Consider the following 26724-nt stretch of genomic DNA (forward strand, 5'->3'; position numbering starts at 1 on the left):
TGCCCGCGCAATCGCATTCAATGCCCGAGAAAACCCAACAATTAACCCCCAACCAAACATAACAAAACAATTATGTCCGTAATTTGTCGAAGGCTAGTACCTTGTGATGTTTTTCACAGGAGGCAATTGACATGAAATAGGCGCTATTGTATGCTTACAAAGGATAATCATGATAGGGGTTTCATAATGAAATCCGACTGTCAATTCCACTTTCTGCAAGCTAGCGTCTTCATTTGAGAAGCACCCCAGAACCAGCGAAAAATCGTTTCCATTCGAATCTAAATTCAGGAGAATTCCAATGCTCAATTTGTTTCATATCTACAAGCGGCAGAAAAAGTACATACTCTTTTTACTCGCAGCCTGTGTACTCGGTGCAGCGTTTACGCCGTATTCGACCATTTTTGCGGGCATCGGACTCGGAGCAATCTTTGGACTTTACAACTTCTGGATTTTGCAACGTCGGATGTTGAAGTTTGACCGTGCTTTTGATCAAGGAAAAAAGCGCGTCAGTCTCGGTACTGGATTACGCTTTGCTTCAGGAATTGCGGCAGTGGCCATCGCCCTATCGCTACCTGAATATTTCCATTTGATCAGTACGGTAATTGGTTTAATGATACCGTATGTTCTACTGGTCATAGAACAGCTAGTATTTGCGACACGCAAACAAAATGAAGATGCGAAAGAGAGGTGAACTACTAGTGGATCATTTAGCACCAGAATACGAATTTTTAGGGATGACAGGAAACTGGTCAACCTTGATGATGCTTGCCATCACCACATTGATTGTTTTCTTGATTGCGGTCATTTCGACTCGTAACCTAAAACTCAAACCAACGGGTATGCAAAACTTTATGGAGTGGATTATGGACTTCGTAAAAGGCATCATCCGAAGCAACATGGACTGGAAAACAGGTGGAGCGTTTCACATTCTTGGAATCACGCTTCTAATGTTTATATTCGTATCGAATATTCTAGGTCTCCCATTTGCAATTGTTTATGATGGTTATCTATGGTGGAAATCACCAACAGCTGACCCCGTCGTGACAATGACACTTGCGGTAATGATCATCGGAATGACGAATTATTACGGCGTGAAAGCAAAAGGGTTCAAAGGATACATCAGTGACTTTGCAAAGCCGATGCCATTCATGGCGCCGCTTAAAGTAATTGAGGAATTCGCAAATACGTTGACACTCGGTCTACGTCTTTACGGTAACATCTATGCAGGTGAGGTATTACTAGGTTTAATCGCCGGACTTGCCACTGCAAACTTCTTTGGCTTTATCGGAGCAATCGTTCCAGGTATGGCATGGATCGGATTCTCGATTTTCATCGGGGGTATCCAATCATTCATTTTTGTTATGTTAACGATGGTGTATATGGCACATAAAGTGGCAGACGACCATTAATATAAACTGAAGGGGACTTCAGTATAAAAAATAAAACCAACATACTAGGAGGAAAATACACAATGACAGGTTCAGTAGGTTTATTAGCAGCAGCTATCGCAATCGGATTAGGTGCACTTGGTGCAGGTATTGGTAACGGTCTTATCGTTTCAAAAACAGTTGAAGGAATCGCTCGCCAGCCAGAAGCTCGTGGCGCACTTCAAACAGTTATGTTCATCGGGGTTGCATTAGTTGAGGCACTTCCAATCATCGCAGCGGTTATCGCGTTCATCGCATTGAACCAATAATCAATTGAAACTCGAGTGGCGGAGAGTATCCGCCATTTCCTTTATGAAACACAACCACAGAAAACAACAGAGTTTTTGTTTACTCGATAGAAGCAAGAAAACGACGGAATAGCGTTTGAAAGGAGTGAAACAATCGTGTCTTTTGATTACCTTGCACTCGGGGCTGGCGCCACGGGCTTAAATACATGGGATATCCTTGCGACATTGTTCTTCTTCATCTTATTGATGTTGCTATTGAAGAAATTCGCATGGGGTCCATTAATGGGAATCATGAACGAACGTGAGCAGTTAGTAGCGAGTGAAATCGAAGCAGCTGAAAACAGCCGTTTAGAATCACAAAAGTTACTTGACGAGCAACGTGAATTATTAAAACAAGCACGCACGGAAGCATTGGCAATCGTTGAAAACGCGAAGAAACAAGGCGATGTTTCTCGTGAAGAAATCATGACCACTGCACGTGAAGAAGCAACTCGATTAAAAGAGTCTGCTGTCCGTGAAATTGAAACAGAAAAAGCACGCGCGATTGCTGCGGTACGTGAGGAAGTTGTTTCCTTGTCAGTACTTGCTGCATCTAAAGTGCTTGAGAAAGAAGTTACGGAAGAAGATAATCGTGCATTGATCGAGGCAACGATTGCGAAGGCAGGCGAAGCGAAGTGAGCAAATCTGCAGTAGCAAAACGTTATGCCATCGCTTTATTCGAACTGGCACGAGAAAACGATACACTTGTAACGACACGTGATGACCTAAAGGAAATCAAAGCAGCTTGGCAACAAGATGCCGACGTACAAGCGTTATTCGCTTCTCCTAAACTTCCACTAGCGAAAAAGAAAGAATTGATTCGTACAGTATTCGGCTCAGCAAGTCCAGCAGTTGTTAATATGCTTCAGCTACTTGTTGAAAAGAAACGCTTGAACGAATTACCAGCCATTGTTGAAGAATTCAGTGCTTTATCAAATGATGCACAAGGAATTGCAGAAGCAACGGTCTACTCAACACGCGCATTAACGGATGAAGAACGTGCACACATTTCTTCTGCATTTGCACAAGAAGTGGGCAAAGGTTCATTACACATCCATAACGTAATTGACCCATCGTTAATCGGTGGTTTACGCATTCAAATTGGAAACCGCATTTACGACAACACATTAAGTTCTAAACTTACACGCTTGAAACGTAATTTGATCGGTTAATACTATAGAAATATGAGAGGTGACATACATGAGCATCAAAGCTGAAGAAATCAGTGTCTTGATTAAGCAGCAGATTCAAAACTATGAATCTGAAATGAAAGTAAGCGATGTGGGTACAGTTATCCAAGTCGGTGACGGTATCGCTCGTGCTCATGGTCTCGACAACGTCATGGCTGGAGAGCTTCTTGAGTTCTCAACAGGTGTACTTGGTATGGCGCAAAACCTTGAGGAAAACAACGTAGGTATCGTTATCCTTGGACCATACACAGACATCAAAGAAGGCGATGAAGTACGTCGTACAGGCCGTATTATGGAAGTACCAGTAGGAGATGCGCTTATCGGGCGTGTTGTTAACCCACTTGGTATGCCACTAGATGGGCAAGGTCCTATCGCAACAACAAAATCTCGTCCGATCGAAAGCCCAGCACAAGGTGTTATGGCACGTAAATCGGTTCACGAGCCACTTCAAACAGGTATCAAAGCAATCGATGCACTAGTGCCAATCGGTCGTGGACAGCGTGAGTTAATCATCGGTGACCGTCAGACTGGTAAAACATCTGTAGCAATCGATACAATCCTTAACCAAGCTGACCAAAACATGATCTGTATCTATGTTGCTATTGGACAAAAAGAATCTACTGTACGTAACGTAGTAGAAACTTTACGTAAAAAAGGCGCATTAGACTACACAATCGTTGTGACAGCTTCGGCTTCTCAACCATCTCCATTACTATACCTAGCTCCTTATGCTGGTGTAACAATGGCAGAAGAATTCATGTTCCAAGGCAAGCACGTTCTTGTCGTGTACGATGATCTTTCTAAACAAGCTGCGGCTTACCGTGAGCTTTCACTTCTATTAAAACGTCCTCCAGGTCGTGAAGCCTATCCAGGGGATGTATTCTACTTGCACAGCCGTCTACTTGAGCGCGCTGCTAAGTTGAATGAAACACTTGGTGCAGGTTCAATCACTGCATTACCGTTCGTTGAAACACAAGCAGGGGATATCTCAGCTTACATTCCAACAAACGTAATCTCGATTACAGATGGTCAGATTTTCTTACAGTCTGATTTATTCTTCTCTGGTGTACGTCCAGCAATCAACGCGGGTCTTTCTGTATCACGTGTTGGTGGTTCTGCCCAGATCAAAGCTATGAAAAAAGTAGCAGGTACACTTCGTCTTGACTTAGCGGCTTTCCGTGAACTTGAAGCATTCGCTCAGTTCGGTTCAGACTTAGATGCATCTACTCAAGCAAAATTAAACCGTGGTCAACGTACTGTTGAAGTATTGAAGCAAGACTTGAACTCTCCTATCAAAGTAGAGAAGCAAGTTGTCATTCTTTACGCTCTAACACGTGGACTTCTTGACGATGTTGCCTTAACAGACGTTCGTCGTTTCGAAGGCGAACTGCTTAGCTGGTTAGATTCAAACCACACAAACGTTTTAGATCACATTCGTACAACTAAAGATCTTCCTGCAGACGAAGATGTAGTGAACGCAATCAACGAGTTCAAAAAGACATTTGCAGCAAGTGAATAAGTTCGAATAAAAAACGATAAGGTGGTGAAATACCAGTGGCATCATTACGCGATGTAAAAAATCGAATTACGTCTACAAAGAAAACAAGTCAGATCACAAGAGCCATGCAAATGGTTTCGGCTTCGAAATTGAACCGTGCAGAGTCAAACGCGAAAGCGTACGTTCCGTATATGGGGAAAATTCAAGAAGTTGTAGCAGCCATCGCAACAGGCTCAGCTGACGCAAGTCATCCAATGTTGACTTCTCGTCCTGTCCAAAAAACTGCATACCTTGTGATCACGTCTGATCGTGGTCTTGCAGGAGCTTACAATGCGAACGTTTTACGTGCGGTAACAACTGCAATCAACACGCGTCATGCATCTGCAGATGATTATGTCATCTTTGCAATCGGACGCATGGGTCGTGACTTCTTTGTTAAACGCGGAGCAAACGTGATTGAGTCGGAAGTTGGACTTCCTGACCAACCTTCTTTCGCAGACATTAAAGAGATTGCACGCAAAGCTGTTGGTATGTTCACAGACGGTACGTATGACGAATTGTATATGTACTACAACCACTTTGTCAGTGCCATTTCTCAAGAAGTTACAGAGAAAAAGGTACTGCCATTAACGGATATCGCACCTGAAGCAGGAACAGCATCGTATGAATTCGAGCCGTCTCCTGAAGCCATCTTAGAAGTATTGCTTCCGCAGTACGCTGAGAGCTTGATTTTCGGTGCGTTACTCGACGGAAAAGCAAGTGAACATGCTGCACGTATGACAGCAATGAAGAGTGCAACAGACAATGCATCCGATTTAATCAATAGTTTGACATTAGTATATAACCGTGCGCGTCAAGCTGCGATCACGCAAGAAATTACGGAGATCGTCGGCGGAGCGGCAGCATTAGAATAAAGTAAGACAGGAGGGAACAGTAGTGAACAAAGGATATGTTCTACAGGTAATGGGACCGGTTGTTGATGTTAAATTCAGCAACGGCCAGCTACCAGAAATCTACAATGCATTAACTGTAGCAATCGAACGTCCAAATGAAGCGCCTTCTACATTAACACTAGAAGTAGCGTTACACTTAGGGGATGATTCAGTTCGCACAATCGCAATGTCTTCAACGGATGGTTTGAAGCGTGGCGAGGAAGTAACAGACTTGGGTGCAGCTATCTCTGTTCCAGTTGGAAACGCTACTTTAGGTCGCGTATTCAACGTATTAGGAGAAGTTATTGACTTAGGAGAAGAAATCCCGACTTCAGAACGTCGCGATCCAATCCACCGTCTTGCACCAACTTTCGAAAACCTTTCAACAGAAGTTGAAATTCTTGAAACAGGTATCAAAGTAGTTGACCTTCTTGCACCTTACATCAAAGGTGGTAAAATCGGTCTCTTCGGTGGTGCCGGAGTAGGGAAAACGGTTCTTATCCAAGAACTTATCAACAACATTGCTCAAGAGCACGCAGGGATCTCTGTATTCGCTGGTGTTGGTGAGCGTACGCGTGAAGGAAATGACTTATTCCACGAGATGAGCGATTCAGGCGTAATCAAGCAAACAGCAATGGTATTTGGTCAAATGAACGAGCCACCAGGCGCACGTATGCGTGTTGCTTTGTCTGGTTTGACAATGGCTGAGTATTTCCGTGATGAGCAGGGTGCAGACGTACTTCTTTTCATCGACAACATCTTCCGCTTCACGCAAGCAGGTTCAGAGGTATCGGCATTACTAGGTCGTATGCCATCTGCCGTTGGTTACCAGCCAACACTTGCAACGGAAATGGGTCAACTTCAAGAGCGTATCACGTCGACGTCAACAGGTTCTGTAACATCGATCCAAGCGATCTATGTACCAGCCGATGACTACACGGATCCAGCTCCTGCAACAACTTTCGCTCACTTAGATGCAACAACAAACTTAGAGCGTAAACTTTCGGAAATGGGTATTTACCCAGCAGTAGATCCACTTGCTTCTACTTCACGTGCACTTTCTCCTGAAATCGTAGGCGAAGAGCATTACACAGTAGCTCGTCAAGTTCAGGTAACTCTACAGCGCTACCGTGAGCTTCAAGATATCATCGCTATCTTAGGTATGGATGAATTATCTGATGATGATAAACAAACAGTTAACCGTGCTCGTCGTATCCAGTTCTACCTGTCTCAGAACTTCCACGTAGCGGAGCAGTTCACAGGTCAACAAGGTTCATACGTACCGGTTAAAGAAACAGTTCAAGGGTTCAAACAAATCCTTGAAGGCAAATACGACCACCTTCCTGAAGATGCTTTCCGTCTAGTTGGACGCATCGAAGAAGTAATCGAAAAAGCAAAAGCTATGGGTGTAGAAGCCTAATACGAGGGACCAGGAGGAAAGCAAATGCCGACATTAACAGTCAATATTGTCACTCCAGACGGCCCAGTATACGATGCTCAAGTAGATATGGTGATCGCGAAAACGGTCACAGGTGAAGTTGGGATTTTGCCAGGGCATATCCCAATGGTCGCACCTCTTGAAATTGGTGCAGTGAAGCTTAAACGTGATGGCAAAGTCGAGTACGTTGCTATCACGGGCGGCTTTGTTGAAGTTCGCCCTCAGCAGGTGTCAATCTTGACACCTTCTGCAGAGCTTGCTGAATCTATTGACGCTGCTCGTGCGAAAGAAGCACTTCGTCGTGCGGAAGAGCGCTTGCAGAACAAACAAGATAACGTCGATTTCAAGCGTGCGGAACTTGCGTTACAGCGTGCCATGAATCGTATCAACGTTAAAGAGGATAATATGTAAGAACCACTCACCGCACTCCCGTTTGGGGGTGCGGTTTTTTGTTTTGGTGGAAGAGCGTGAGGGACGGAGTTTGAAAGAGCGTGAGAGCTTAAAGGAGGAAGTGTGGAAGAGCGTAAGAGCGTAAAGGAGGAAGTGTGGAAGAGCGTGAGAGCGTAAGAGCGTAAATGAGGAAGTGTAAAGGGCTTGCTAGGAAGGGGCTTGAGGACTTAAGGCTTTTATGTGTAAAGGGCTTACTAGGAAGGGCTTGAGGACTTAAGGCTTTTATGTGTAAAGGGCTTACTAGAAAGGGCTTGAGGACTTAAGGGCTTTGGAGTGTAAAGGGCTTACTAGGAAGAGCTTGAGGTCATAGTTCTAACTCAGCGACGAAAGAGAGCATTAGAGCGACGAATCTCGGACTTAGAGCGAAGCAAACGACTGCTTCAGCGACGAAAGCCGCCTCCACTTGAAATAGAGCGACGAAAGAGAGCGATAGGGCGACGAACCATGAACTTAGAGCGAAGCAAACGACTGCTTCAGCGACGAAAGCCCCCGCCACTCGAAATAGAGCGACGAAAGAGAGCAATAGAGCGACGAACCGCGGACTTAGAGCGAAGCAAACGACTGCTTCAGCGACGAAAGCTCCCGCCATTCGAAATAGAGCGTCGAAAGAGAGCAATAGAGCGACGAACCGTGAACTTAGAGCGAAGCAAACGACTGCTTCAGCGACGAAAGCCCCCGCCACTCGAAATAGAGCGTCGAAAGAGAGCAATAGAGCGAAGCAAACACCTTGATTAGCGGCGCAGACTCGCCATCAAAATTAATAAATTCCTCAACAAATGATTAATCACATACTAATTTTAATTAAATAGAAAAGCTTCTATTCAAATGCATTTACTTGAGCTAAACTTATCAAAAAGGAGGACACTTATGACAGCCTATATCAAAACAAAACCGATTATCCGAGACAAACGAGATCATCTTATTGCTTTAAAACAATTAGCACTTAGAACGCCAGCAGAGAACGTGACAGATAAAGCATTCTTTACAAAACTCTATGCTACTTCTAAAGCTGGATATGATGGAGAAGTGAAAATAGATCGTATTCTCGAGAACATTCCTCTTCCAGCACTCCATTCAATCATTCCTGACTTTCATACACAATCAAAATTTGGATCTTATTTTCAGTTTGATAGTCTAATCATCACCAATAGATATATTCTTCATTTAGAAATTAAAAATATTAGAGGTAATATAGAGTTTCAAGAGAACCCTGCTCATCTTATTCGCACATACGAAGGAGTTCAAGAAAAATTAGATTGCCCGATTCATCAACTCGCAAGAAACAGTAAAGCTTTAGAAATTATTTCAAACAACTTTGAAGTCAAACTCCCGATTTATTCTGCAATCGTATTTAGCCACTCTAACGCGAAAATAGCGTCCTACCCGCAATCAACAAAAATTCTATACAAAAATCAAATTGATTTCTTTATTGAAAAACTTAATTCCCTTCCAGAACTGTGTGAAAAAGGACAGCTTCAAAAGATTATTCGCACGTTCCATGCTTTAAATAAAAACTTTAAGGAATTGCCCCTCAGCAGTCGTTATTCTTTTGACGCAACTAAATTGGCTAAAGGGATGTTTTGTTTAGAGTGCGAAGACCAGCTGCACATTAACAGTAATTCGCGAATTTTTAATTGTACTGTTTGTGGTAATGAACAGCATTCAATAGTGAGTGACACAATTATAAGTATGTTTAGAATTGTAAGTCCTCAATTGAAACGATCGGAAATACAAGAATTCCTAAATTACGGTTGTAAAGATACAATTTTACGAGCACTCAAAAAACTCCAATGCACAAAATCAGGCAGCGGCAAATTAACCAATTATTCTCTACCTAAGTAGCAAAAAATCATGAGCTATTACAATTTTTATAAACCAATTAATGGAACGATCCCCACGTTCCCTCTCAAAAATAAAATCCCAAACACTCTTCTTCAAAACACCCTCAAATGCCAACCCCTTCCTAAAAAACCAATCAACCCCCACAAACTGACAAACCGACACGAATCATATACTAGCTAACTCGTTAGTGAAAAAGTAGAACTAGTTTGATAGACTAAAACTTGTATTATGTAAAAAAATTCACAAGTTGGTCAAGAGCTCTCATCAAATTCTCATGTTCAGCCGATATAATAGGGAGTATGTGAAAGGAGAGAGTGCTGTGTTACTTGCTGACTTAGCGATGCAATCGATTGTTGCCATTGCTGTTCACCTATTTTTTATAGTGATTGCGTTTTATGGCCTTCAAAGTGTGCGCCTTGAACAGGTGTTCAAGAAAGGACACGTATTTCAAGTGCAGATCATGATGATTTTATTGAGTTTAGTCATCGGTACTACTGCAGGAAATTTCTTTTTACAGTTAATGAATTGGTCGTCCCAGCTACAATATTTGTTCTAACTATTACTATAGTTTGACAGCATTTTTAAACTAGCAATTTCCCGGGAAATAATTTGTCGTACCATGTTTAAGTATAACGTGCTAGGGTATCTAGAAAATAGCTGAACATTAGAGAGAGAAAACACATACTATAGTTGCAACTAGACTTGTGGAATTAGGGGATTAAGTTACTTGTCAGACTTTTCGTTTCATAGTATGATGTATCTTGTGTCTTAATACCCTAATTTCAACAATTACTGTATGTGTAACCTATAGATGAAGACCATGTCAATTTTTCGGAGGTAACTAAATTGGATAAAATTATCGTCAAAGGCGGGCGCGCTTTAACAGGAAACGTAAGAGTCGAAGGAGCTAAAAATGCAGTGTTACCAGTACTTGCTGCCGCACTCCTCGCTTCAAAAGGTGTCAACACTATCAATGAAGTACCATCTCTAGCAGATGTAAATACTATCAACCAGGTTCTTCGTAGCCTGAATACAAAAATCGACTACAAACCTGAAAATAAACAGGTGATCATCGATTCGACAGCAACACTAGAAAGCGAAGCGCAATTCGAGTACGTTCGCAAAATGCGTGCATCGATTCTAGTTATGGGGCCAATCTTAGCACGTAACGGTTTTGCTCGCGTGGCATTACCAGGTGGCTGTGCTATCGGAAGCCGACCGATCGATCAACATTTAAAAGGCTTTGAAGCTATGGGAGCAACAATCTCATTTGGACAAGGTTTCGTAGAAGCTCGTACAGAAGGTCGTCTACAAGGGGCAAAAATCTACCTCGACTTCCCAAGTGTTGGAGCAACTGAAAATATTATGACGGCCGCTGCTCTTGCAGAAGGAACAACTGTCATTGAAAATGCAGCTAAAGAACCTGAGATTGTGGATCTTGCTAACTTTATCAACAATATGGGTGGTAAAGTAAAAGGTGCCGGAACAGACGTTATCAAAATTGAAGGTGTTGCTGAACTTACGGGTGCAGAACATTCCATCATTCCTGACCGCATCGAAGCAGGTACGTTCATGGTAGCAGCAGCGATTACACGTGGAGACGTGACAATCGAAAACGCAGTACCTGAGCATATGACAGCACTTATCTCGAAAATGCAAGAAATGGGCGTTGAAATCACTGAATCAGAAGAAGGCTTACGCATTCAAGCAAAAGGTGAACTGAAATCAGTTGATATTAAGACAATGCCTCACCCAGGTTTCCCTACAGATATGCAGTCACAAATGATGGCTCTTATGATGACAGCCCACGGTACGGGTATCATCACGGAAACAGTATTTGAAAATCGCTTCATGCACGTTGAAGAATTCCGCCGCATGAACGGTAACTTAAAAATCGAAGGTCGTTCAGTTATTATGGAAAACCCATCTGATTTACAAGGTGCAGAAGTTGCCGCAACAGATTTACGTGCAGCAGCAGCACTTATCCTAGCAGGACTTGTATCAGAAGGCGTAACCCGTGTAACAGAGCTTGTCCACTTAGATCGTGGATACGTAGATTTCGATAAAAAACTAGCAACATTAGGTGCAGACGTTGAACGAGTTGGTACAGAAACAGTAGAACGTGAAGTACAACCGGTCTAATTCCATACCTATCCCATTCTTATAACATTTCAAACAGCTACCCGGCATAGGGTGGCTGTTTTTTTCATAGGATGCAATATGCCAAAACTTTTGTATGTCCTCTTTATCCTATCCACAATTGCCCTTGTGTATACCTGGCCGTTGCAAAAACAACAAATTGCCAAACCCTGTACACCCGAAATCCATGTGAAAGGAGAAGCACAACCGCTTTCGCTCGATAGCTACCTTCTTGGTGTCCTTGCTGGGGAGATGCCCGCCAACTTTCCGCCTGAAGCACTTCGCGCACAAGCCATGGCAGCCCGTACATATGTCTTGAAATCCACCGCGTTTGGGCAGAACGCCATTGATTCCACAGTAGACGCGCAAGTGTATTTGAATGCACAACAGCGTAATGAGAAATGGGGAGCAGATACCGCCCTATTCGAAACGAAATTACAACAAGCGATTGAATCTACCAACAATCAGTTGATCACTTACGAAGGGGAACCGATAACGGCTATGTTTTTTTCTACTAGTAATGGCTCCACAGAATCGGCTGAAAACTTCAGCGGGAATGCGTACCCGTATTTAATTCCGGTCACAAGTGCGGAGCCTGATCTTCGCCCAGCAGAAAAGCTGCTGACACTGGAGGAGTTTGCATTGACACTCGGGGTTCCAGAAACACAGATTCCTGAGTTGACGATAGTTCGCAATGAAACTGGCCGAGTCCAGCTTGTAAAACTTCCTACGCGTACGTTAACGGGAAGAGAATTTCGTACCTTATTCGAGCTTCCTTCCACAGATTTTACGATTGAATTGACAGCGACTACAATTCAAATCCACTCTTCAGGCTACGGGCATGGGGTGGGAATGAGTCAATACGGCGCCAAAGCGATGGCAGAACAAGGTAAGGTGGCGGAAGAAATCGTAGCTCATTATTATCCGGGAACGCAGTTGGCGGTTATTCCCGGTTGTGAAAAAAAATAATTGCAGCCTCGTTTAAAATAATTGGTACAGGTTCACACTGAAATTGAGGTGATGAACATGAAACCGTCAATGAAAAATTCCTCCTTCATTGAAGCGACAAAAAAGAAATGGTTTTATCCGGTCGTGTACGGAGCGGCCGCCATTGCAATTGCAGGGATGGCTTGGAGTTACGATGTATGGAACACAGACGAGTCCACGCTGCCGGTGACGACTCTCGAGGTGAATGAGGCAGGTGAGACTGTCACATTGAATCCGCCCAAGGCACAAGAGGTTCTCTCTTATCCATACGCGGATGACCTAGCAGAAGAAATGCTCGTTATTCAGCCGTTCTATGACCTAGAAGCGACGGAAGAAGAACGCAGCAAGTCTATCATGGTATTTAACCAAACCTACTCCACAAGTTCAGGTATCACACTTTCCAAGAGCAATGAGCCATTTGAGGTGCGTGCAGCACTTACAGGAACCGTTACAAATATCATCGAGGACGAATTTATGGGTGACGCAGTCGTCATGTCGCATGAAAACGGCATGGAGACCTACTACCGCTCAGTGACCGAGATTACAGTCAAAGTCGGTGATGAAGTCCAACAAGGCGATATGTTGGCGACATCTAGCACTAATCACTGGAATACAACTGCAGGTAATCACTTATTGTTCGAAGTGAAAGAGAATGGTCAATATGTAAATCCAGCTAAATACATTGCATTTTAACCAAGAGTGGCCCTTTGTGGTCGCTCTTTTTGTCGTCTATACACCAAAAATTGTTATACGTTTCGACAAAAACTATGTTAAAATTAAAAGTTGAGATACCTAAAAAACAGAGTAGAGAGATAGTTTGGGAAGGGAGACCCTGACGAGAATGTTTTCAAAAGATATAGGCATTGATTTGGGGACAGCCAATGTGCTAATCCATGTCAAAGGAAAAGGAATCGTTTTAAACGAACCATCCGTGGTAGCACTTGACCGCCAAACGCGCCGGGTCTTAGCTGTGGGGAACGAAGCGCGTCAAATGTTAGGCCGTACCCCTGGAAATATTGTGGCGATCCGTCCTCTAAAAGACGGCGTCATTGCTGATTTTGATGTAACCGAGACCATGCTAAAGCATTTCATCAATAAACTGAACGTGAAAGGTATGTTCAGTAAGCCTCGTATCTTGATTTGCTGTCCGACCAACATCACGAGTGTGGAGCAAAAAGCCATACGTGAAGCGGCAGAAAAATCAGGAGGGAAGAAAGTATTCCTTGAAGAAGAACCAAAAGTAGCTGCAATTGGTGCTGGAATGGACATCTATCAACCTACTGGAAACATGGTAGTGGATATCGGCGGCGGCACAACCGATGTAGCTGTGTTGTCGATGGGTGACATTGTCACTTCAGAATCTATCCGAATTGCGGGAGACGTTTTCGATCAAGACATCTTGCACTATATTAAACGTGAGTATAAATTGTTGATTGGTGAACGTACTGCCGAGAATATCAAAGTAGAAATCGGCACAGTCTATCCTAATGGCCGTCATGAAACGATGGACATTCGAGGCCGTGATATGGTGACGGGACTTCCACGCACGTTGACTATCACTTCAGAAGAAATTGAAGGTGCACTTCGTGAATCAGTGGCCGTGATTGTACAGGCCTGCAAAAATGTATTGGAAAAAACACCACCAGAATTGTCGGCAGACATTATTGATCGAGGCGTGATTATTACAGGTGGCGGCGCATTGCTGCACGGGATTGATCACCTTTTAACAGACGAGCTGAAAGTACCTGTATTCTTGGCCGAGAATCCTATGGATTGCGTCGCTATTGGAACAGGTATGATTCTCGACAATATGGGAAAATCACGAAAACGCTAAGGACCACATAAAGGAGCACGTGTAATGGATGAAGAAAAAGTAGTAACACGCAAACAGGTTAAAGCTGTGCGAGAAAAAACCACTGAGGGACAAGAGAAGATGACAGAACAAAAGCCACAAAAACCGACACGCTGGGTTCAAATTCGCTTAATCCCGATTTGGCTACGTGTTATCCTTGTTCTTCTTCTCATTGCTGGAGCTATCGCTGGTGGCTTAACAGTCGGCTACGCAATTTTAGGTGGCGGTGAAGCAACAGATGCGTTGAAGTGGGAGACCTACCAACATATTCTCGACATCATGAACGGGACGAATGAATAAGGGGGATTTCAAATGTTAACAACAGAACAAATTCAAGCTATCTTGCCACACCGCTACCCATTCTTACTGGTCGATCGTATTTTAGAAATCGAAGAAGGAAAACGGGCAGTTGGTTTAAAAAATGTTTCCATCAATGAGGAATATTTCAATGGCCATTTTCCAGGCTATCCAGTAATGCCAGGTGTATTAATTGTAGAAGCGTTAGCTCAAGTTGGGGCAACAGCTGTCTTACAAATGCCGGAATACAAAGGACGTTTAGCCTTTTTCACGGGAATCGATAATTGCCGTTTCAAACGTCAAGTCAAGCCAGGCGACCAGCTTCGCTTAGAAGTCGAATTGACACGCCTTCGTGGTCAAATTGGTAAAGGTCACGCCATCGCTACTGTAGACGGTGAAATCGCATGTGAAGCAGACATTCTTTTTGCAATTGGCCCTAAAGTAGAAGAATCTAAAAACTAGTATGCACTTCTACATAGTTAGTATGCATCCCATTTCACAATAAGAAATGGAAATGCAGGCAACAATCGTACCGAATAAAGCCTTCTTTCTGAAGCAGACTATCAGCAGTCACCTCAAACTGCGTGATGAGTCGAAACAGAAAGGAGGTTTTTTTATGCGTAAACCACTTGTTGCCGTACTAGCGACTTCTCTACTTCTTGGTGCCTGCGGAACCGATCGAACGATTCCACCAGCCAATGAAACCCCTATGGAAGACGTTCGTGAAGGTGCACAAGAGATGGTTCCTGACGTCACGCCGCCTGAAACTAATGGAGATCGAGACCCCAACAATGATTTGCTACCGGATGAGCGAAACGATGTGTCTCCAACAGATCGTGACAAAAATACAGACACGGACAAAGACATGATGCGAGACCCGAACACGAATGAAGAAGACATCATGGAAGATGACATCGACATGAAGGATCGGGATAACCAGGACGAGTAAACGATTTTTTTGAGGTACCTGTGCACGGAACAATTCACGACAATTGTATAATTATGCTAACGACCTTGAATACTCAAGGTCGTTTTCGCATTTCTATGCAATTGTCGTTCATAATCAGAATAGTTTAGTGCACAGGTACCTCAGAGGGATATTATGGAAAAAGAAAAACGTTCTTCTGACTTAAGACTCGTCTTCTTCGTCTTTCAAGGCAGGTCGTTCTTTCATCGCTTTCTCAAATCGTTGAAGAAGCGCATCGCCTTCAAAGCCATCTTCAATCAACTCCGCTAGTAAGCCCTCTGCGTACTTTCGGCGCGCTTGCTTCAACGTTCCGCGGAATAGGACAGAAATGGAATCGCCAACTTGTTTAACAGAATACGCCATCACTTCAAAAGGGGCTGGTTCGTTTTCTGGGTAGGAAATAACTACTCGCGCCTCAACGATCTCTTGTGTGGCGACTAAATCATCAAAGTAAGTCTTCAACTCTTTGATGGTAAACAGTTCAATTGCCCAAGAGCGTGCTGAATTTTCTTGGTTGATGATGATGCCATCTTCTAAAGGAATCAATTTGGACTCGTGTTGACTAAGGATGGATGTTTCGATGACTTTAAATGTTTTCATAGACGTAAGAACCTCCAACACAGTGAATTTTCACAAGTATAGCACAGCGCAAAACTAATCTAAAAAAATTGACGAACGAACCAAAATACTATTGTGTATGCCAAAATGGCCTCAAAATGAAATTTTCACAGCAACTTAGCAAATTATTGCAGGGAATTTGCTGTGAAAACTCTATTTTCTCGATTTGCCAGCAAAGCTCTTTGTCCCTTATGCTGTGAATACTTTCATACAGAAGGGAGGTGAAAGCTGTGAACAAGGTTGCATTAATCGGTCGATTGACGAAAGATCCAGTCCTCCGCACACTCCATCAGGACGGCAGAGGCGTAACGGGCTTCAGTATGGCCGTTCCCAATGGGTACAAAAAAGATGAAGCCGACTTCGTTACTTGTACCGTTTTTGGAAAACTGGCGGAACTGACCGTCAAGTACTGTGGAAAAGGATCTTTAGTCGGTGTGACAGGTCGACTACATACGCGGTCTTACGACAAAGAAGGCACGCGCGTCTACGTCACCGAGGTCATCGTAGAAGAAATACGATTTTTAGCAACGAAACGCAAGGAAGAACAGCCCGCTGATCAAGTAGAAGTAGCTGAAGACCGCTTTGAATTTCCTACAGAGTTTAAACCAAATACGACTCCAGTCTAATCAAACCACACATCGCCATGTGTAAGTCTTCTCTCAAGCGGACGCCTTTGGTATGGGGATAACAAAGGCGTTCGTGTTTGTTAGGAAAGTGACAAAAGGTCTGTCAGCTCATCATCACTTAATTCAGTGATCCACTGACTTGAATGAATCAGTTCGTCAGATAACGACTGCTTTTGTTCAAGTAGCGCGTCAATCTTTTCTTCAATTGTTCCAATGGTTAAAAATTTATGCACATGCACGAACTGTTGCTGACCAATTCGGTAAGCTCGGTCCGTTGCTTGATTTTCAACTGCCGGATTCCACCAGCGATCGGCATGGATGACATGGGTAGCTGCAGTCAGGTTCAGTCCCGTTCCGCCAGCCTTGAGCGATAATAAGAAAATCGGAAACTCACTAGCCTGGAATGAAGCGACCAAATGATCACGCTGGCCTTTTGGCATACTGCCTGTCAGGAAAGGACTATCAATATCGTATAGTTCACTGAAGCAGTGCTGCAACAAGTGGCCCATCCCGATATACTGTGTGAAAATCAGACACTGCTCTCCACGCGCAGCGATTTCACCTGCAAGCGACACGATACCCGCAAGCTTAGCAGATCGCTGAAGCATGACCTCCGCTTCATCAAACGGTTCTTTTAAATAAAGTGCAGGGTGATTACATAATTGCTTTAACTTGCTCAGCATTTTAAGAACCAACCCTTTTCGTTGAAAGCCGCTGAGATTTCCGAGCTGGCTGACGGACTCTTGAATTAACGATTCATAGAGTGCTGCCTGCTCGGTAGTCAACGCGCAATACTCTTTTTGCTCCAGCTTCTCAGGTAAATTCAACTGAAGATCTGGATCTCGCTTCGTACGACGTAGCAAGAACGGTTGAATTTTCACTCGCAAACGGTCCTTCGCCTGTTCGTCCTCATCTCGTTCAATCGGCGCCATGTAAGTATCTTGGAACGATTTGAACGACCCCAAATACCCTTTATGAATAAAGTCAAAGATCGCCCACAGTTCGGACAAGCGATTTTCGACGGGTGTTCCTGTTAAAGCAATGTGATGCACACCACGTAATTTACGAATCGCACGTGACTGCTTGGTCTGCATATTTTTAATGTTTTGTGCTTCATCCAGTGTCACAGAACTCCAAGCAATTTGCTGAAGTGTCTCGGCATCTTGAGTGGCAATTCCGTAAGTCGTTAGAACAACATCCGCATCCGTCGTGATAACGCCACGATTGGACCCGTAATGAGTGGCAACACGAAGAGAAGGTGCAAACTTTTCAAGCTCTTTCTGCCAGTTCCCGAGAACGGATGTCGGACAGATAATGAGAGACGGCTTCTCAGCATCTTGTTCGTGAACATTCAACAAGTAGGCAATCAACTGAATAGTCTTTCCGAGCCCCATGTCATCAGCAAGAATAGCCCCAAAGGATTCACTGCGCATAAACGCTAGCCAGTTCAATCCCAGCTGCTGGTAAGGTCGAAGCTCTGTCAGCAAGCGAGGGGAAGGCGGTACCTCTGGAAAGGCCTTTTTTTCTTGCAACTGGTTGAGGTACGTCTCTAGAGACTGATGCAACTGGAACTGGATAAGCGGGTCATCTTCATCCTCTTCATCAGCAGCAAGTGTCAACTCGTCTGGCAGCTCTTGGAACAACAGATCCCGTACTGTCCATTCTTCTTCTTCCGAGCGGTCGAGCAACTTGCGAATTTCTTGAATCCACTGCGCATCAATTTGGAACCACTGGTCACCAGAACGAATGAAGGAACGATTTTCTTCCACCATTTGTCGGAATTGGTCTTCACTAATTTCTTGACCACCCAGAGAGAAGTTCCAGTTGAACTGAATGATTTGTTCTAGGCCTGCAGCTGACTTATAGCGACTAGTACTGGCCGATGCGCGGACTTGCATTTTTGATTCTTTGATTTCTTTTAACCAAGCAGGTAGTACCACATCGTAACCGAATGCTTGTAGCTTCGCTAAATCGTGACGAAGGAAGTCACGGACCTGCATATCGTCAAGTCCAATAGAATAGAAAGTCTCTGATTCTTCTTCTAAAAGAGAGACAAACGGGATGATTCCGCGCTGAAACGATGTAACAACGTCTGAGAGATGCTCCCACTTAGCAGGGAGTGCCTGTTCAATAGGAAGCGAGCGTTTTTTTAAGGCAGGAGCCCAGTAACTAGAACTACGTACACCGCGAATGACAGTTTCTAACGTCCATTCATCAGATGAATCATCTGGCTCCATTAAACGAAGCGCTACATGAATGTCTGGGTGCTGTTGGACTTTATGAATAGGCCAACCCCCATTTTTGAAATAGTCCTGTAGACTTACCAAATCATCATATGAAAAAGCAGCTTGTCGCGCTTTCTGAAGAATAGCAGTTTCCACTATAGAAGTAACGGCTTCGTCGTCGCTAGCTGAAACATAGATGCTGTTTACATCAAAACCGACATGTTCCCAAAGGTCTGGCTTGTTCCAAAGCGTTGCTGCCTTTGTGATGGCTTCAAAGTGTTGCACCGATTCCGCATCATGTCCATAGAATTCATAGAGATCTGATGGGTTTGGGAGCAGGTCAATCGCGTCTAGGGAAGATAACACAAACTTTCCTTTTTGATCTTCAATGGGAAGACCGAAAAAACTGTCTCGGTGCTTGCCATATAGGGAAGTTTTTAATCGTTCGGTACTGCCAGGGCTTGATACAGCAAAGCCCCCATCAAGTTTTTCCACATAGAGTGGGATAGAAAATAGTTTCACAGTGCCAGATTTCCTTTCTCCATTTCCTGCTGAAACGCCCGCAAGCGACGGAATTTTTCGCGGATTTCCTGAACGTAGTGGTTCCAATAAACGGTTTCATTGGCAGCCTTAGCGAGCTGCTTCATCTTTTTCATATGCCGAACAGCTTGTTTATAGCTGTCACGCTTTTTCTCATTGATTTCCCGTACGACATTGACATGATAAATCGGCAGAAGGGCAAAAGGCGCATGTTCCTTCACGATATCTAAGCCACACGCTTCTGCATACGTTATGCCGCTTTGACAGTAGAGATGAAGGTCTGCCCAGTCTTGGTAACGCTCTTGATCAATCAACCACAAAGAATAGGGCTCAAGTGTAAAAGGAATTAACAACCGATAAAAGTGAGCTTGGCTCTCAGGAGACAACTCCAATTGGCGCTCAACATAACGCAATGTGTAAATAATACGTGATGCACGAGTATCTGTTTCGAGATGTTGCTCAATGGCAGGTAAGAGCTGTTCAAACATCTGTGTAGCCATCTCAATTTCATGTTCTTCGATAGCAAACTGAATAAGAGCTAAATAGTTGGCCACTTCTTCAGCTGGGATGTCCTTCATTGTCTGTAAGAGACGGTCGGTCTGGCCAAGTTGGAAGTAAAACAGCTGTCGTACTTGTAACAGTGTATTGCCATCTTTTGTTTCAGAATGGGCTTCTAAAAATGCCAGCTCTTTCTCACGCGCCAATTTAGTCGTTCCGAGCTCAGACCAATAATGGGAGTACAAGGCACTACGCTGGCTGAAATAACCTTCGGCATCTGTTAACAAGTGCCGTACATACCGTTCGATCCGTTCGTAAAAAGGATCGGCGGCAAAGAAGCGATGTTGCGTGTGAAGCTGCTTAAATTGATGTTTGAGTTCCTGCATGGTCTCGTCCAAGAAATAGCGGACGCGTCCACGTTCGTTTTCTCTGGAGAAGCTGTTAAGAGTAGGCCATAGTTTTACGAGTGTCATAAGCGTGACGCTCGTATCGAAAAGAACGTGCCACTCTCTCTCAAGTGGGCGAATTCGTTGCATTTGTCTCTTGTAATCACCCAGCGCAAACTCCATTAAGAAGAAGCTCGCTGCGTGTTCTTGCAACACCAGCTGATTCAGAAGAGTGCTTGCGTATTGTTCCCACGCGAGTGGTGTGCGATTTTTTTGGATATCTGAAATGGACTGTTGGTCAGCTTTAGAACGCCAAGCCTTTACCCATTCGCTCAAGGAATCGATATGTTGATATAAGTAAAATAAAATGGCGACTTGGTGCCGGCATTGTTTGCGGCCGCTACACGTGCATGAAGTATGTTCATAAAAAGAAATATGCACGTAGGCATCGTGAACATCGCGTACTACAAAGTCCGCTTCATGACGAACGGGTTGATAATCGACTAGCTGGACGGCACCGTTTCGTACAAACGATTGAGCACTTCGAACAAGAGACTCGTCTTGCGCAACACCCGCAACTAAATCCTCAGAAAGTTGTTTCATCAGTTGTTGGAGAGGCTCTTCATAAAACGTTAAAAGACGTTGAACTGTTATCCCTTTCACAGGGGTTCACCACACATTTCTAAAAGACTATCCTTCCATTATAACGTCTTTTAGGCAAAGAAAAAACATGGATTCGCAATTTCGCATCCATGTTGAGTAGTTAAGTGATTGATTTAAGTAAATTACGAAGCAGCTTTTCCTGCTCTTCTTTTGAAAGATCACGCAATTGCAGTAGTAAACTTCGAAAATCGTCCAATGGCAATAGTTCTTCTAGAAGAGGAGAAAACTGACCATAATAGCGACCTTGTGACTCATGTGCTTGCTCCACAAAAGACTCTGTGGACTTTCGTTTACTGGAGTCATCCGTGAGTAAATCCAAAAACTGTTCATCTGTCAGTTGATAGGCTTTACGAATCGCAAAGACCATCTCTAGACTCGGAAGACGTTTTGAACTTTCATAACGTGACAAAGTGGCATTTGAAACCTTCAATAGCTTAGCAGCCTCATCTTGAGAAATATCTAGTTGTTCATCTCGATAAGCTTTTAATTTCTCGTGAAATTTCACTCGTTTCACCTCTTTACCAATATGGTAAGAGTAGCTATTCTGAGCGGATGGATGTTGGTTTTTGCCAAAATGGTAAAAAAGAAATAAAAGGGAAATGAGATGGGTTATAACCAAATAGTAGGTAAAAATAGCTAAGAAAGAGTGATTCACATGCCACGGTATAAAACTACATTTAAACTCAACATTCCCCATTTTATGAGGTCAAATATTCAAGTTAACATCGACTTGTGTCGAGAGACGATAGACTACCCTCATTTGGAAGGATGCAAAATCTATTTGAATGAAAATTGTGATGAAATAACCTTATATACGAAGCAAAAACTAACGGATCAACAACTAAGGGACCTTCCACTTGAAAGGTTACTTATGCTTCATGATTCCGGAATTGGGTATTTTTTAAAGCCACATTCGCGGCAAAACAAAGAGAGTTAAGGGAGAAGTAGAATTTTAGACAAAAAAATAAGAGCCTTAGCATAGGCTCTTTTGCGGTTATTTTGTGAACTAAGATGTTTTCATGCACATTCTTTCGGGAATATGATAAACTAGTACAAACAGAATATTCTAACAATAAAAGGAGGGGGAGAACATGCTACATGTTGAGATGATGAAACCGTTCCACACAGAAGTGAAAGACAACAAGATTCGACTCGTGTTTGCGTATCAGTATTTTTCATTACGCAAAGATGAAGAGGTATTCAGCTTCATTCCAGTCGAAGGAAAAGAGATTGTCCTAAACAGAGAGACACTTCAAGTGGAAAACTTATCAGAGGTGTTTGTGTTCCAAAAAGGCAATCGCTTTATTCGGTTACCGCTGTACCAACTGTTACTCGTTTCCGATGTTCACGATCATTTAAAGACGCTGATTGAGCCAGTCGCTGAACAAGAAAATGATGAAGAAGTATCTGAATTGATTCAAGCGCTCGAGCGTGAAAATTTTGAACGTCTCATGGATAATGCGTTAACATTACGAGACGTCGATTTATTCTACCAATTATTAGCCAGCCAACATGACGGAGGTACCTATGTTTAACTCAACTCAATAAAAAGCATCTATCTTAACGAACCGCCGTTACGATAGATGCTTTTACTGTTTTAAAAGAATGCGTTTAAGAATAGCACGGAGAGTGTAGAGCCTATCAATCCAAATAAAATATCCCCCCAGCTAAACGACAAATCAATGAATTGCCGCATTGTAATCCGCCCCTTTCTATTACTAAAGTAGTCGTCTAACTCCTTAAAAAGTTTCAGCAGAAATTATTTACGCGTTTCTATCGGTTTAATCACGTTCCATTAGACAAAATATGCTAGAATTATCCTTATGGATGAGGAGGTCTATCATGTTTTTTGAATTTCATTTTTGGCGGTATTTTTTCAACAGAGGATACCTACTAGAGAACCTAGCTGAAACTGAAACGATTCGTGGCTTAAAGAAACGCGTTGGCTTCGTGCTAATGTCTACGATACTTTTATACATACTTATGAATATTTGGGGAATGACAACTACGTCATTGACCTCACTATACGTACTTGGATTCCTTGATTCCTATGCGATTGCCCGCTGGATTTCCATTTTAGGGATTGTTTTATGGGCCTTGCTTTACTTTAGTTTTCACTTTTTTGGGGTTAGCCAGTTGTTGCACATCCTTACAAAAATCCCGATTCGTTTTGCGGCCATTATGCAATTGTATGTGATTGCTACATTACTTATTGAAAAAGCCGTATTATTTTTCGTCTTCGCTCTTCTTGGCTATTCGACACATCTGTCGTTCCTATCATTTGGCCCATTAGCGGCTCAATTTTTAGATCAAAGCTATTTTCATTATTTCTTTAATCAGTTCTCAGTATTTACAGGTGTCGTAATTGCCATTCAACTACAATTTTTACGACGCTTTACGACGCTATCCACACCAATCTTATTAGCAATCCTTCTTGGGATGACCGCTATCTTTGCGGCTGTCGTTGCGCTTGTCAGCGTGCTTCCCATTGATGGCTTCCTTTCAGGAGGTGGCTTCTAATGATGCGTTTTTATACAATCGGTCTATCCATCGCCATCACGGCATTTCTAGCCGCTAACCTGATTCTAGTCTTCAAAGATGATAGCATCATTGCACGAAATTATTACATTGATGAACATGTGCGTGTCGCAGAAGGCGATTACAAGCGTGAAATTGAAAAAGAAGCAGTCACAGTTCCTGCAACAACACTCTCCTTAACACTCGACCGTGAGAACCTAGAAAATATGGTGGTTGAAGAGGGGGATCAAGTTGCGCTAGGTGATGCGATTGCTGTCCTTGATACAACTGACCGTGATCAACAACGAGCTGAATGGGACGCAATGGTCGGTGCGTACCAAACCGAAATTCGCGACCTTCAAGCTGTTTTGACCACTTTACGAACTGCAAAAAGTCGTTCCAATTCCACGACTTCGAGTACGGGACGCGCAACTTCCTCAGGTAATAGTCAAGATGAAGTCGTAGACGTCACGGTTAATCTGGACGTGGAAGTAGAAATCACAGAAGAGGCTACTTACGACAGTGCTATTGCCGCCACGGAGCAGCAGATTGCAGAAGTCGAGCGTGATCTATCTGTTGTTCAAGCCCAGCTATCTTACACGACAGAGGACCTGCAGTTTGTGAGCCCGATCGATGGGGTAATTGAAGACATCGAAGAGTTAGAAAACCAAATTATTGTTCACGTTGTTCCAGAAGAAATGACACTGGTGACATTTGTGGAAGAAAAGAATTGGCATGAAATTGAATCGGCATTACCGGTACAAGCCTATTCTACCCATCTGGCAACTATTTATTCAGCGCAAATTGGTGGCAAAGGAACAATGCCTGTCACGGATAATCGCTGGAAAGAAATTCACGGCCAGTTTGAAACACAACCAGACCTTCCCTTATACGAGGTGCAAATCACACCGAATGATCCATTAACTAGCTTACCTTTCGGAGCGAATGTCAACGTGACTATCACGACCGACGAAGCGACTGGAGCTATGCGCCTTCCAGACGACTGGACACTTGTTCGTGACCTAGAGTATGCAGAAATCTATTCGATTTCTCAAGAAGGTCTGATCGGTCGCATTCCAGTGAATGTGGCATTCGATATGCCAGAAATTCAGTCTATCGTTATCAATGATGGACTCGTCAATGGACAGCTCGTCCTCAATGACAAATTCCGTCGTAATAACGCGCCTGCGTTCTTACCACATCCAATGGAAATGCCGAGCTGGGAAAGTATCAGAGCCCTCGGATGGCGCGATTACTTGGCGTTCCTTTTACAGAAACCTTATGTAGAAGCAGAAGTTGTCGATCCACAAGTTGAACCTGAAGTTGACGACACTGACAACGAATAATCACTGAACGACATGCTCCTAACCGGGCGTGTCGTTTTTTTGTTAGGAATGGCTTCCTCGCTCACGCCATCCTTTTACAAAATTTCAGGGCATTCTGTTCCGCATCTAGCGCAATCGAGCTCCACAGGCTTGAAATCCCCGCAAAATGCTGACGCGAGCAAGGAAGCAAAGAACGCTTCCTCGCTCACGCCATCATTTTACAAAATTTCAGGACAGCCTGTTCCGCATCTAAGGAAAAAGGAGTATACTTTCAGTCATACATACAAATTTAGTCAACCGAAAGAAGGGGTGTTATGGACGCTCGTTTCAAGATCGCTCACCGGGAAGCCAAGATAGGCGTCGGCTTAGCCATCATTCATTTCGTGTGGTGGTTCGGTTTTGCTTATGGACTAGGCAGCCAACCGGTGGAAGAATACACCTATATCCTGGGGTTTCCAGCGTGGTTTTTTTATAGTTGTATTGTCAGCTTTGTTTTAATTTCGATCACCATTAGCTTCCTTGCCAAGTTTGTATTGAAGGAAGTGCCATTTGACGACGAGGAGGAAACGCAACTATGAACTGGGGTGTTTTACTGCCGCTCGTCATTTTTTTGATTGCTATTTTTGCTACGGGTTGGATTGCTAGTCGCCAGAAAGCGGGATCATCCAACTTCTTGAATGACTATTTCTTAGGTGGACGTGAACTCGGTGGCTTTGTGTTAGCAATGACCATGGTCGCGACCTATGGCAGTGCGTCTAGTTTCTTAGGAGGTCCTGGAACTGCTTATTCCATGGGGTTCGGGTGGGTTTTGCTAGCGATGACACAAGTCGTGACTGGCTATTTCGTGCTGCTCATTCTCGGGAAAAAATTCGCCATCCTATCCCGTCGCTATAAAGCAATAACCCTCATTGATTTCTTGAAAGCCCGCTACAATAGCCCGTTCGTTGCCATCTTATCAGCAATTGCTATCGTTATTTTCTTATTTTCGGCAATGACAGCGCAGTGGGTGGGGGGAGCCCGTCTGATTGAGACCGTTACTGGACTCAGCTACACATCGGCCCTCTTTATTTTTGTGGTATCTGTTCTTATCTATGTGACGACCGGTGGGTTTCGGGCTGTTGCCCTAACAGATGCTGTCCAAGGATCCATCATGGTGATCGGCACAACAATTCTGTTGATTGCTGTCATTATCGCAGGAGGCGGAATTCCAAACATCATGCAAGACTTGCTGTCAGAAAATCCGAATTTGGTGACGCCTTACGGAAGCGAAGGGAACTTGACTGCTGCCTATGTTTCCTCTTTCTGGATCCTGGTCGGGGTCGGTGTAGTCGGTCTTCCGCAAATCGCAGTTCGTGCCATGTCCTACAAAACATCTCGTGGTATGCACCGAGCGCTAGTCATCGGGACGATTGTGACCGGTTTTATCATGCTGAATATGCACTTGATCGGGGTATTTGCACGTGCTGTTATGCCAGGCATTGAAGTGCCAGATACAGTCATTCCAGTTATTGCATTAGAAGTTCTTCCGCCTTGGCTTGCTGGAATCGTACTGGCGGCACCGCTAGCCGCGATTATGTCGACCGTCGATTCTCTGTTGTTACTCGTCAGTTCTTCTGTAGTGAAGGATGTCTATTTAAGCTATATTCAGCCAAACGCTTCAATGAAAACCGTTAAACGACTTAGCTTTGGAGTGACAGCTGTGTTGGGTTCAATTGTCTTTGTTCTAGCCGTTGATCCGCCAGAGTTGCTGATTTTCTTGAACCTTTTTGCATTCGGAGGACTGGAAGCCGCTTTTATTTGGCCGATAGTCTTAGGGCTTTACTGGAAATACGGCAATAAGTACGGAGCGATTGCCTCGATGTTAACAGGAATAATTGGCTACATTGCCCTGCACTTTTACAATACAGCGAATGGCAATCTATTCGGTATTCACACAGTTGTCGTGCCAGTCGTACTCTCATTTATTGCTTATATCGTTTTTAGTTTGCTAATCAAACGTCAGGTCTATCGCTACTAAAGA

General features: G+C 43.6%; 28 protein-coding genes. 24 read left to right on the forward strand and 4 right to left on the reverse strand.

The window, feature by feature from the left end:
* Positions 1–298: 298 nt before the first annotated feature.
* The 18 genes from MKY84_RS04520 to MKY84_RS04605 all read left to right on the forward strand — a co-directional run bounded on the left by MKY84_RS04520 (position 299) and on the right by MKY84_RS04605 (position 15288).
* Positions 299–691 (forward strand): ATP synthase subunit I, encoded by a 393-nt coding sequence (locus MKY84_RS04520; RefSeq protein ID WP_342528079.1) that lies wholly within the window; start codon positions 299–301, stop codon positions 689–691.
* Positions 692–698: 7 nt separating this feature from the next.
* On the forward strand, positions 699–1409 hold the full coding sequence (gene atpB / locus MKY84_RS04525; RefSeq protein ID WP_342528080.1) for a F0F1 ATP synthase subunit A: 711 nt from the start codon (positions 699–701) through the stop codon (positions 1407–1409).
* A gap of 62 nt (positions 1410–1471) precedes the next feature.
* Positions 1472–1696 (forward strand): F0F1 ATP synthase subunit C, encoded by a 225-nt coding sequence (gene atpE / locus MKY84_RS04530; protein WP_204589783.1) that lies wholly within the window; start codon positions 1472–1474, stop codon positions 1694–1696.
* A 135-nt stretch (positions 1697–1831) separates the two neighbouring features.
* Positions 1832–2353, forward strand: a complete 522-nt coding sequence (atpF, locus tag MKY84_RS04535; protein ID WP_342528082.1) for a F0F1 ATP synthase subunit B — start codon at positions 1832–1834, stop codon at positions 2351–2353.
* Entirely contained in the window at positions 2350–2886 is a 537-nt protein-coding gene (locus tag MKY84_RS04540) for a F0F1 ATP synthase subunit delta (RefSeq protein ID WP_342528084.1), read from the forward strand. The genes atpF and MKY84_RS04540 overlap by 4 nt, the downstream gene beginning before the upstream one ends.
* A 28-nt stretch (positions 2887–2914) precedes the next feature.
* Positions 2915–4423, forward strand: a complete 1509-nt coding sequence (atpA, locus tag MKY84_RS04545) for a F0F1 ATP synthase subunit alpha (protein ID WP_342528085.1) — start codon at positions 2915–2917, stop codon at positions 4421–4423.
* 35 nt (positions 4424–4458) lie between these two features.
* Positions 4459–5316, forward strand: a complete 858-nt coding sequence (atpG, locus tag MKY84_RS04550; protein ID WP_342528087.1) for an ATP synthase F1 subunit gamma — start codon at positions 4459–4461, stop codon at positions 5314–5316.
* A gap of 22 nt (positions 5317–5338) precedes the next feature.
* On the forward strand, positions 5339–6754 hold the full coding sequence (gene atpD / locus MKY84_RS04555) for a F0F1 ATP synthase subunit beta (protein ID WP_342528088.1): 1416 nt from the start codon (positions 5339–5341) through the stop codon (positions 6752–6754).
* Positions 6755–6778: 24 nt separating this feature from the next.
* Positions 6779–7183 (forward strand): F0F1 ATP synthase subunit epsilon, encoded by a 405-nt coding sequence (locus MKY84_RS04560; RefSeq protein WP_342528089.1) that lies wholly within the window; start codon positions 6779–6781, stop codon positions 7181–7183.
* A gap of 906 nt (positions 7184–8089) precedes the next feature.
* Positions 8090–9064 (forward strand): nuclease-related domain-containing protein, encoded by a 975-nt coding sequence (locus tag MKY84_RS04565; RefSeq protein ID WP_342528090.1) that lies wholly within the window; start codon positions 8090–8092, stop codon positions 9062–9064.
* 319 nt (positions 9065–9383) lie between these two features.
* Positions 9384–9620, forward strand: coding sequence for a DUF1146 family protein (locus MKY84_RS04570; RefSeq protein WP_342528091.1), 237 nt, complete (start codon positions 9384–9386; stop codon positions 9618–9620).
* A gap of 290 nt (positions 9621–9910) precedes the next feature.
* On the forward strand, positions 9911–11206 hold the full coding sequence (gene murA, locus MKY84_RS04575) for a UDP-N-acetylglucosamine 1-carboxyvinyltransferase (RefSeq protein WP_342528092.1): 1296 nt from the start codon (positions 9911–9913) through the stop codon (positions 11204–11206).
* A 141-nt stretch (positions 11207–11347) separates the two neighbouring features.
* Positions 11348–12172, forward strand: coding sequence for a stage II sporulation protein D (gene spoIID, locus MKY84_RS04580; RefSeq protein ID WP_342528093.1), 825 nt, complete (start codon positions 11348–11350; stop codon positions 12170–12172).
* Positions 12173–12223: 51 nt separating this feature from the next.
* Positions 12224–12883, forward strand: a complete 660-nt coding sequence (locus tag MKY84_RS04585; protein ID WP_342528094.1) for a M23 family metallopeptidase — start codon at positions 12224–12226, stop codon at positions 12881–12883.
* A 148-nt stretch (positions 12884–13031) separates the two neighbouring features.
* Positions 13032–14024 (forward strand): rod shape-determining protein, encoded by a 993-nt coding sequence (locus MKY84_RS04590; RefSeq protein ID WP_342528095.1) that lies wholly within the window; start codon positions 13032–13034, stop codon positions 14022–14024.
* Positions 14025–14048: 24 nt separating this feature from the next.
* Entirely contained in the window at positions 14049–14342 is a 294-nt protein-coding gene (locus MKY84_RS04595; RefSeq protein WP_342528096.1) for a DNA-directed RNA polymerase subunit beta, read from the forward strand.
* A gap of 12 nt (positions 14343–14354) precedes the next feature.
* A complete protein-coding gene (gene fabZ / locus MKY84_RS04600) occupies positions 14355–14801 on the forward strand; it encodes a 3-hydroxyacyl-ACP dehydratase FabZ (RefSeq protein WP_342528097.1) in 447 nt (148 codons plus the stop codon).
* A 154-nt stretch (positions 14802–14955) separates the two neighbouring features.
* A complete protein-coding gene (locus tag MKY84_RS04605; RefSeq protein WP_342528098.1) occupies positions 14956–15288 on the forward strand; it encodes a hypothetical protein in 333 nt (110 codons plus the stop codon).
* Positions 15289–15468: 180 nt separating this feature from the next.
* Here MKY84_RS04605 and MKY84_RS04610 read toward each other — a convergent pair whose 3' ends face one another.
* Positions 15469–15906: a YwpF family protein gene (locus MKY84_RS04610; RefSeq protein ID WP_342528100.1), complete on the reverse strand. Its 438-nt coding sequence runs from the start codon at positions 15904–15906 to the stop codon at positions 15469–15471.
* A gap of 248 nt (positions 15907–16154) precedes the next feature.
* Between MKY84_RS04610 and MKY84_RS04615 the strand changes: the two genes are divergently transcribed.
* Positions 16155–16550 (forward strand): single-stranded DNA-binding protein, encoded by a 396-nt coding sequence (locus tag MKY84_RS04615; protein ID WP_342528102.1) that lies wholly within the window; start codon positions 16155–16157, stop codon positions 16548–16550.
* Between the two features lie 80 nt (positions 16551–16630).
* Here MKY84_RS04615 and MKY84_RS04620 read toward each other — a convergent pair whose 3' ends face one another.
* The 3 genes from MKY84_RS04620 to MKY84_RS04630 form a co-directional block, all read right to left on the reverse strand.
* Complete coding sequence (locus MKY84_RS04620) at positions 16631–19297, reverse strand: DEAD/DEAH box helicase (protein ID WP_342528103.1); 2667 nt, start codon at positions 19295–19297, stop codon at positions 16631–16633.
* Positions 19294–20862 carry a hypothetical protein gene (locus tag MKY84_RS04625; RefSeq protein ID WP_342528104.1) on the reverse strand — a complete coding sequence of 523 codons (1569 nt, stop codon included), beginning with the start codon at positions 20860–20862 and terminating at the stop codon, positions 19294–19296. The genes MKY84_RS04620 and MKY84_RS04625 overlap by 4 nt, the downstream gene beginning before the upstream one ends.
* A gap of 100 nt (positions 20863–20962) precedes the next feature.
* Positions 20963–21367, reverse strand: coding sequence for a helix-turn-helix transcriptional regulator (locus MKY84_RS04630; protein WP_342528105.1), 405 nt, complete (start codon positions 21365–21367; stop codon positions 20963–20965).
* 586 nt (positions 21368–21953) lie between these two features.
* Between MKY84_RS04630 and MKY84_RS04635 the strand changes: the two genes are divergently transcribed.
* The 5 genes from MKY84_RS04635 (at position 21954) to panF (ending at position 26721) form a co-directional block, all read left to right on the forward strand.
* Entirely contained in the window at positions 21954–22397 is a 444-nt protein-coding gene (locus MKY84_RS04635; protein ID WP_342528106.1) for a transcriptional regulator, read from the forward strand.
* Positions 22398–22704: 307 nt separating this feature from the next.
* A complete protein-coding gene (locus MKY84_RS04640) occupies positions 22705–23382 on the forward strand; it encodes a hypothetical protein (RefSeq protein WP_342528108.1) in 678 nt (225 codons plus the stop codon).
* On the forward strand, positions 23382–24725 hold the full coding sequence (locus MKY84_RS04645) for an efflux RND transporter periplasmic adaptor subunit (RefSeq protein ID WP_342528110.1): 1344 nt from the start codon (positions 23382–23384) through the stop codon (positions 24723–24725). The genes MKY84_RS04640 and MKY84_RS04645 overlap by 1 nt, the downstream gene beginning before the upstream one ends.
* A 293-nt stretch (positions 24726–25018) precedes the next feature.
* The gene (locus MKY84_RS04650; RefSeq protein WP_342528112.1) at positions 25019–25282 is read left to right on the forward strand and encodes a YhdT family protein; all 264 of its coding nucleotides are present in this window, start codon (positions 25019–25021) and stop codon (positions 25280–25282) included.
* Entirely contained in the window at positions 25279–26721 is a 1443-nt protein-coding gene (panF, locus tag MKY84_RS04655; protein ID WP_342528114.1) for a sodium/pantothenate symporter, read from the forward strand. The genes MKY84_RS04650 and panF overlap by 4 nt, the downstream gene beginning before the upstream one ends.
* Positions 26722–26724 lie beyond the last annotated feature (3 nt).

Origin of the sequence: Chryseomicrobium sp. FSL W7-1435 (genome assembly GCF_038595005.1) — a bacterium.
In the GTDB taxonomy this organism is placed as follows: Bacteria; Bacillota; Bacilli; order Bacillales_A; family Planococcaceae; genus Chryseomicrobium.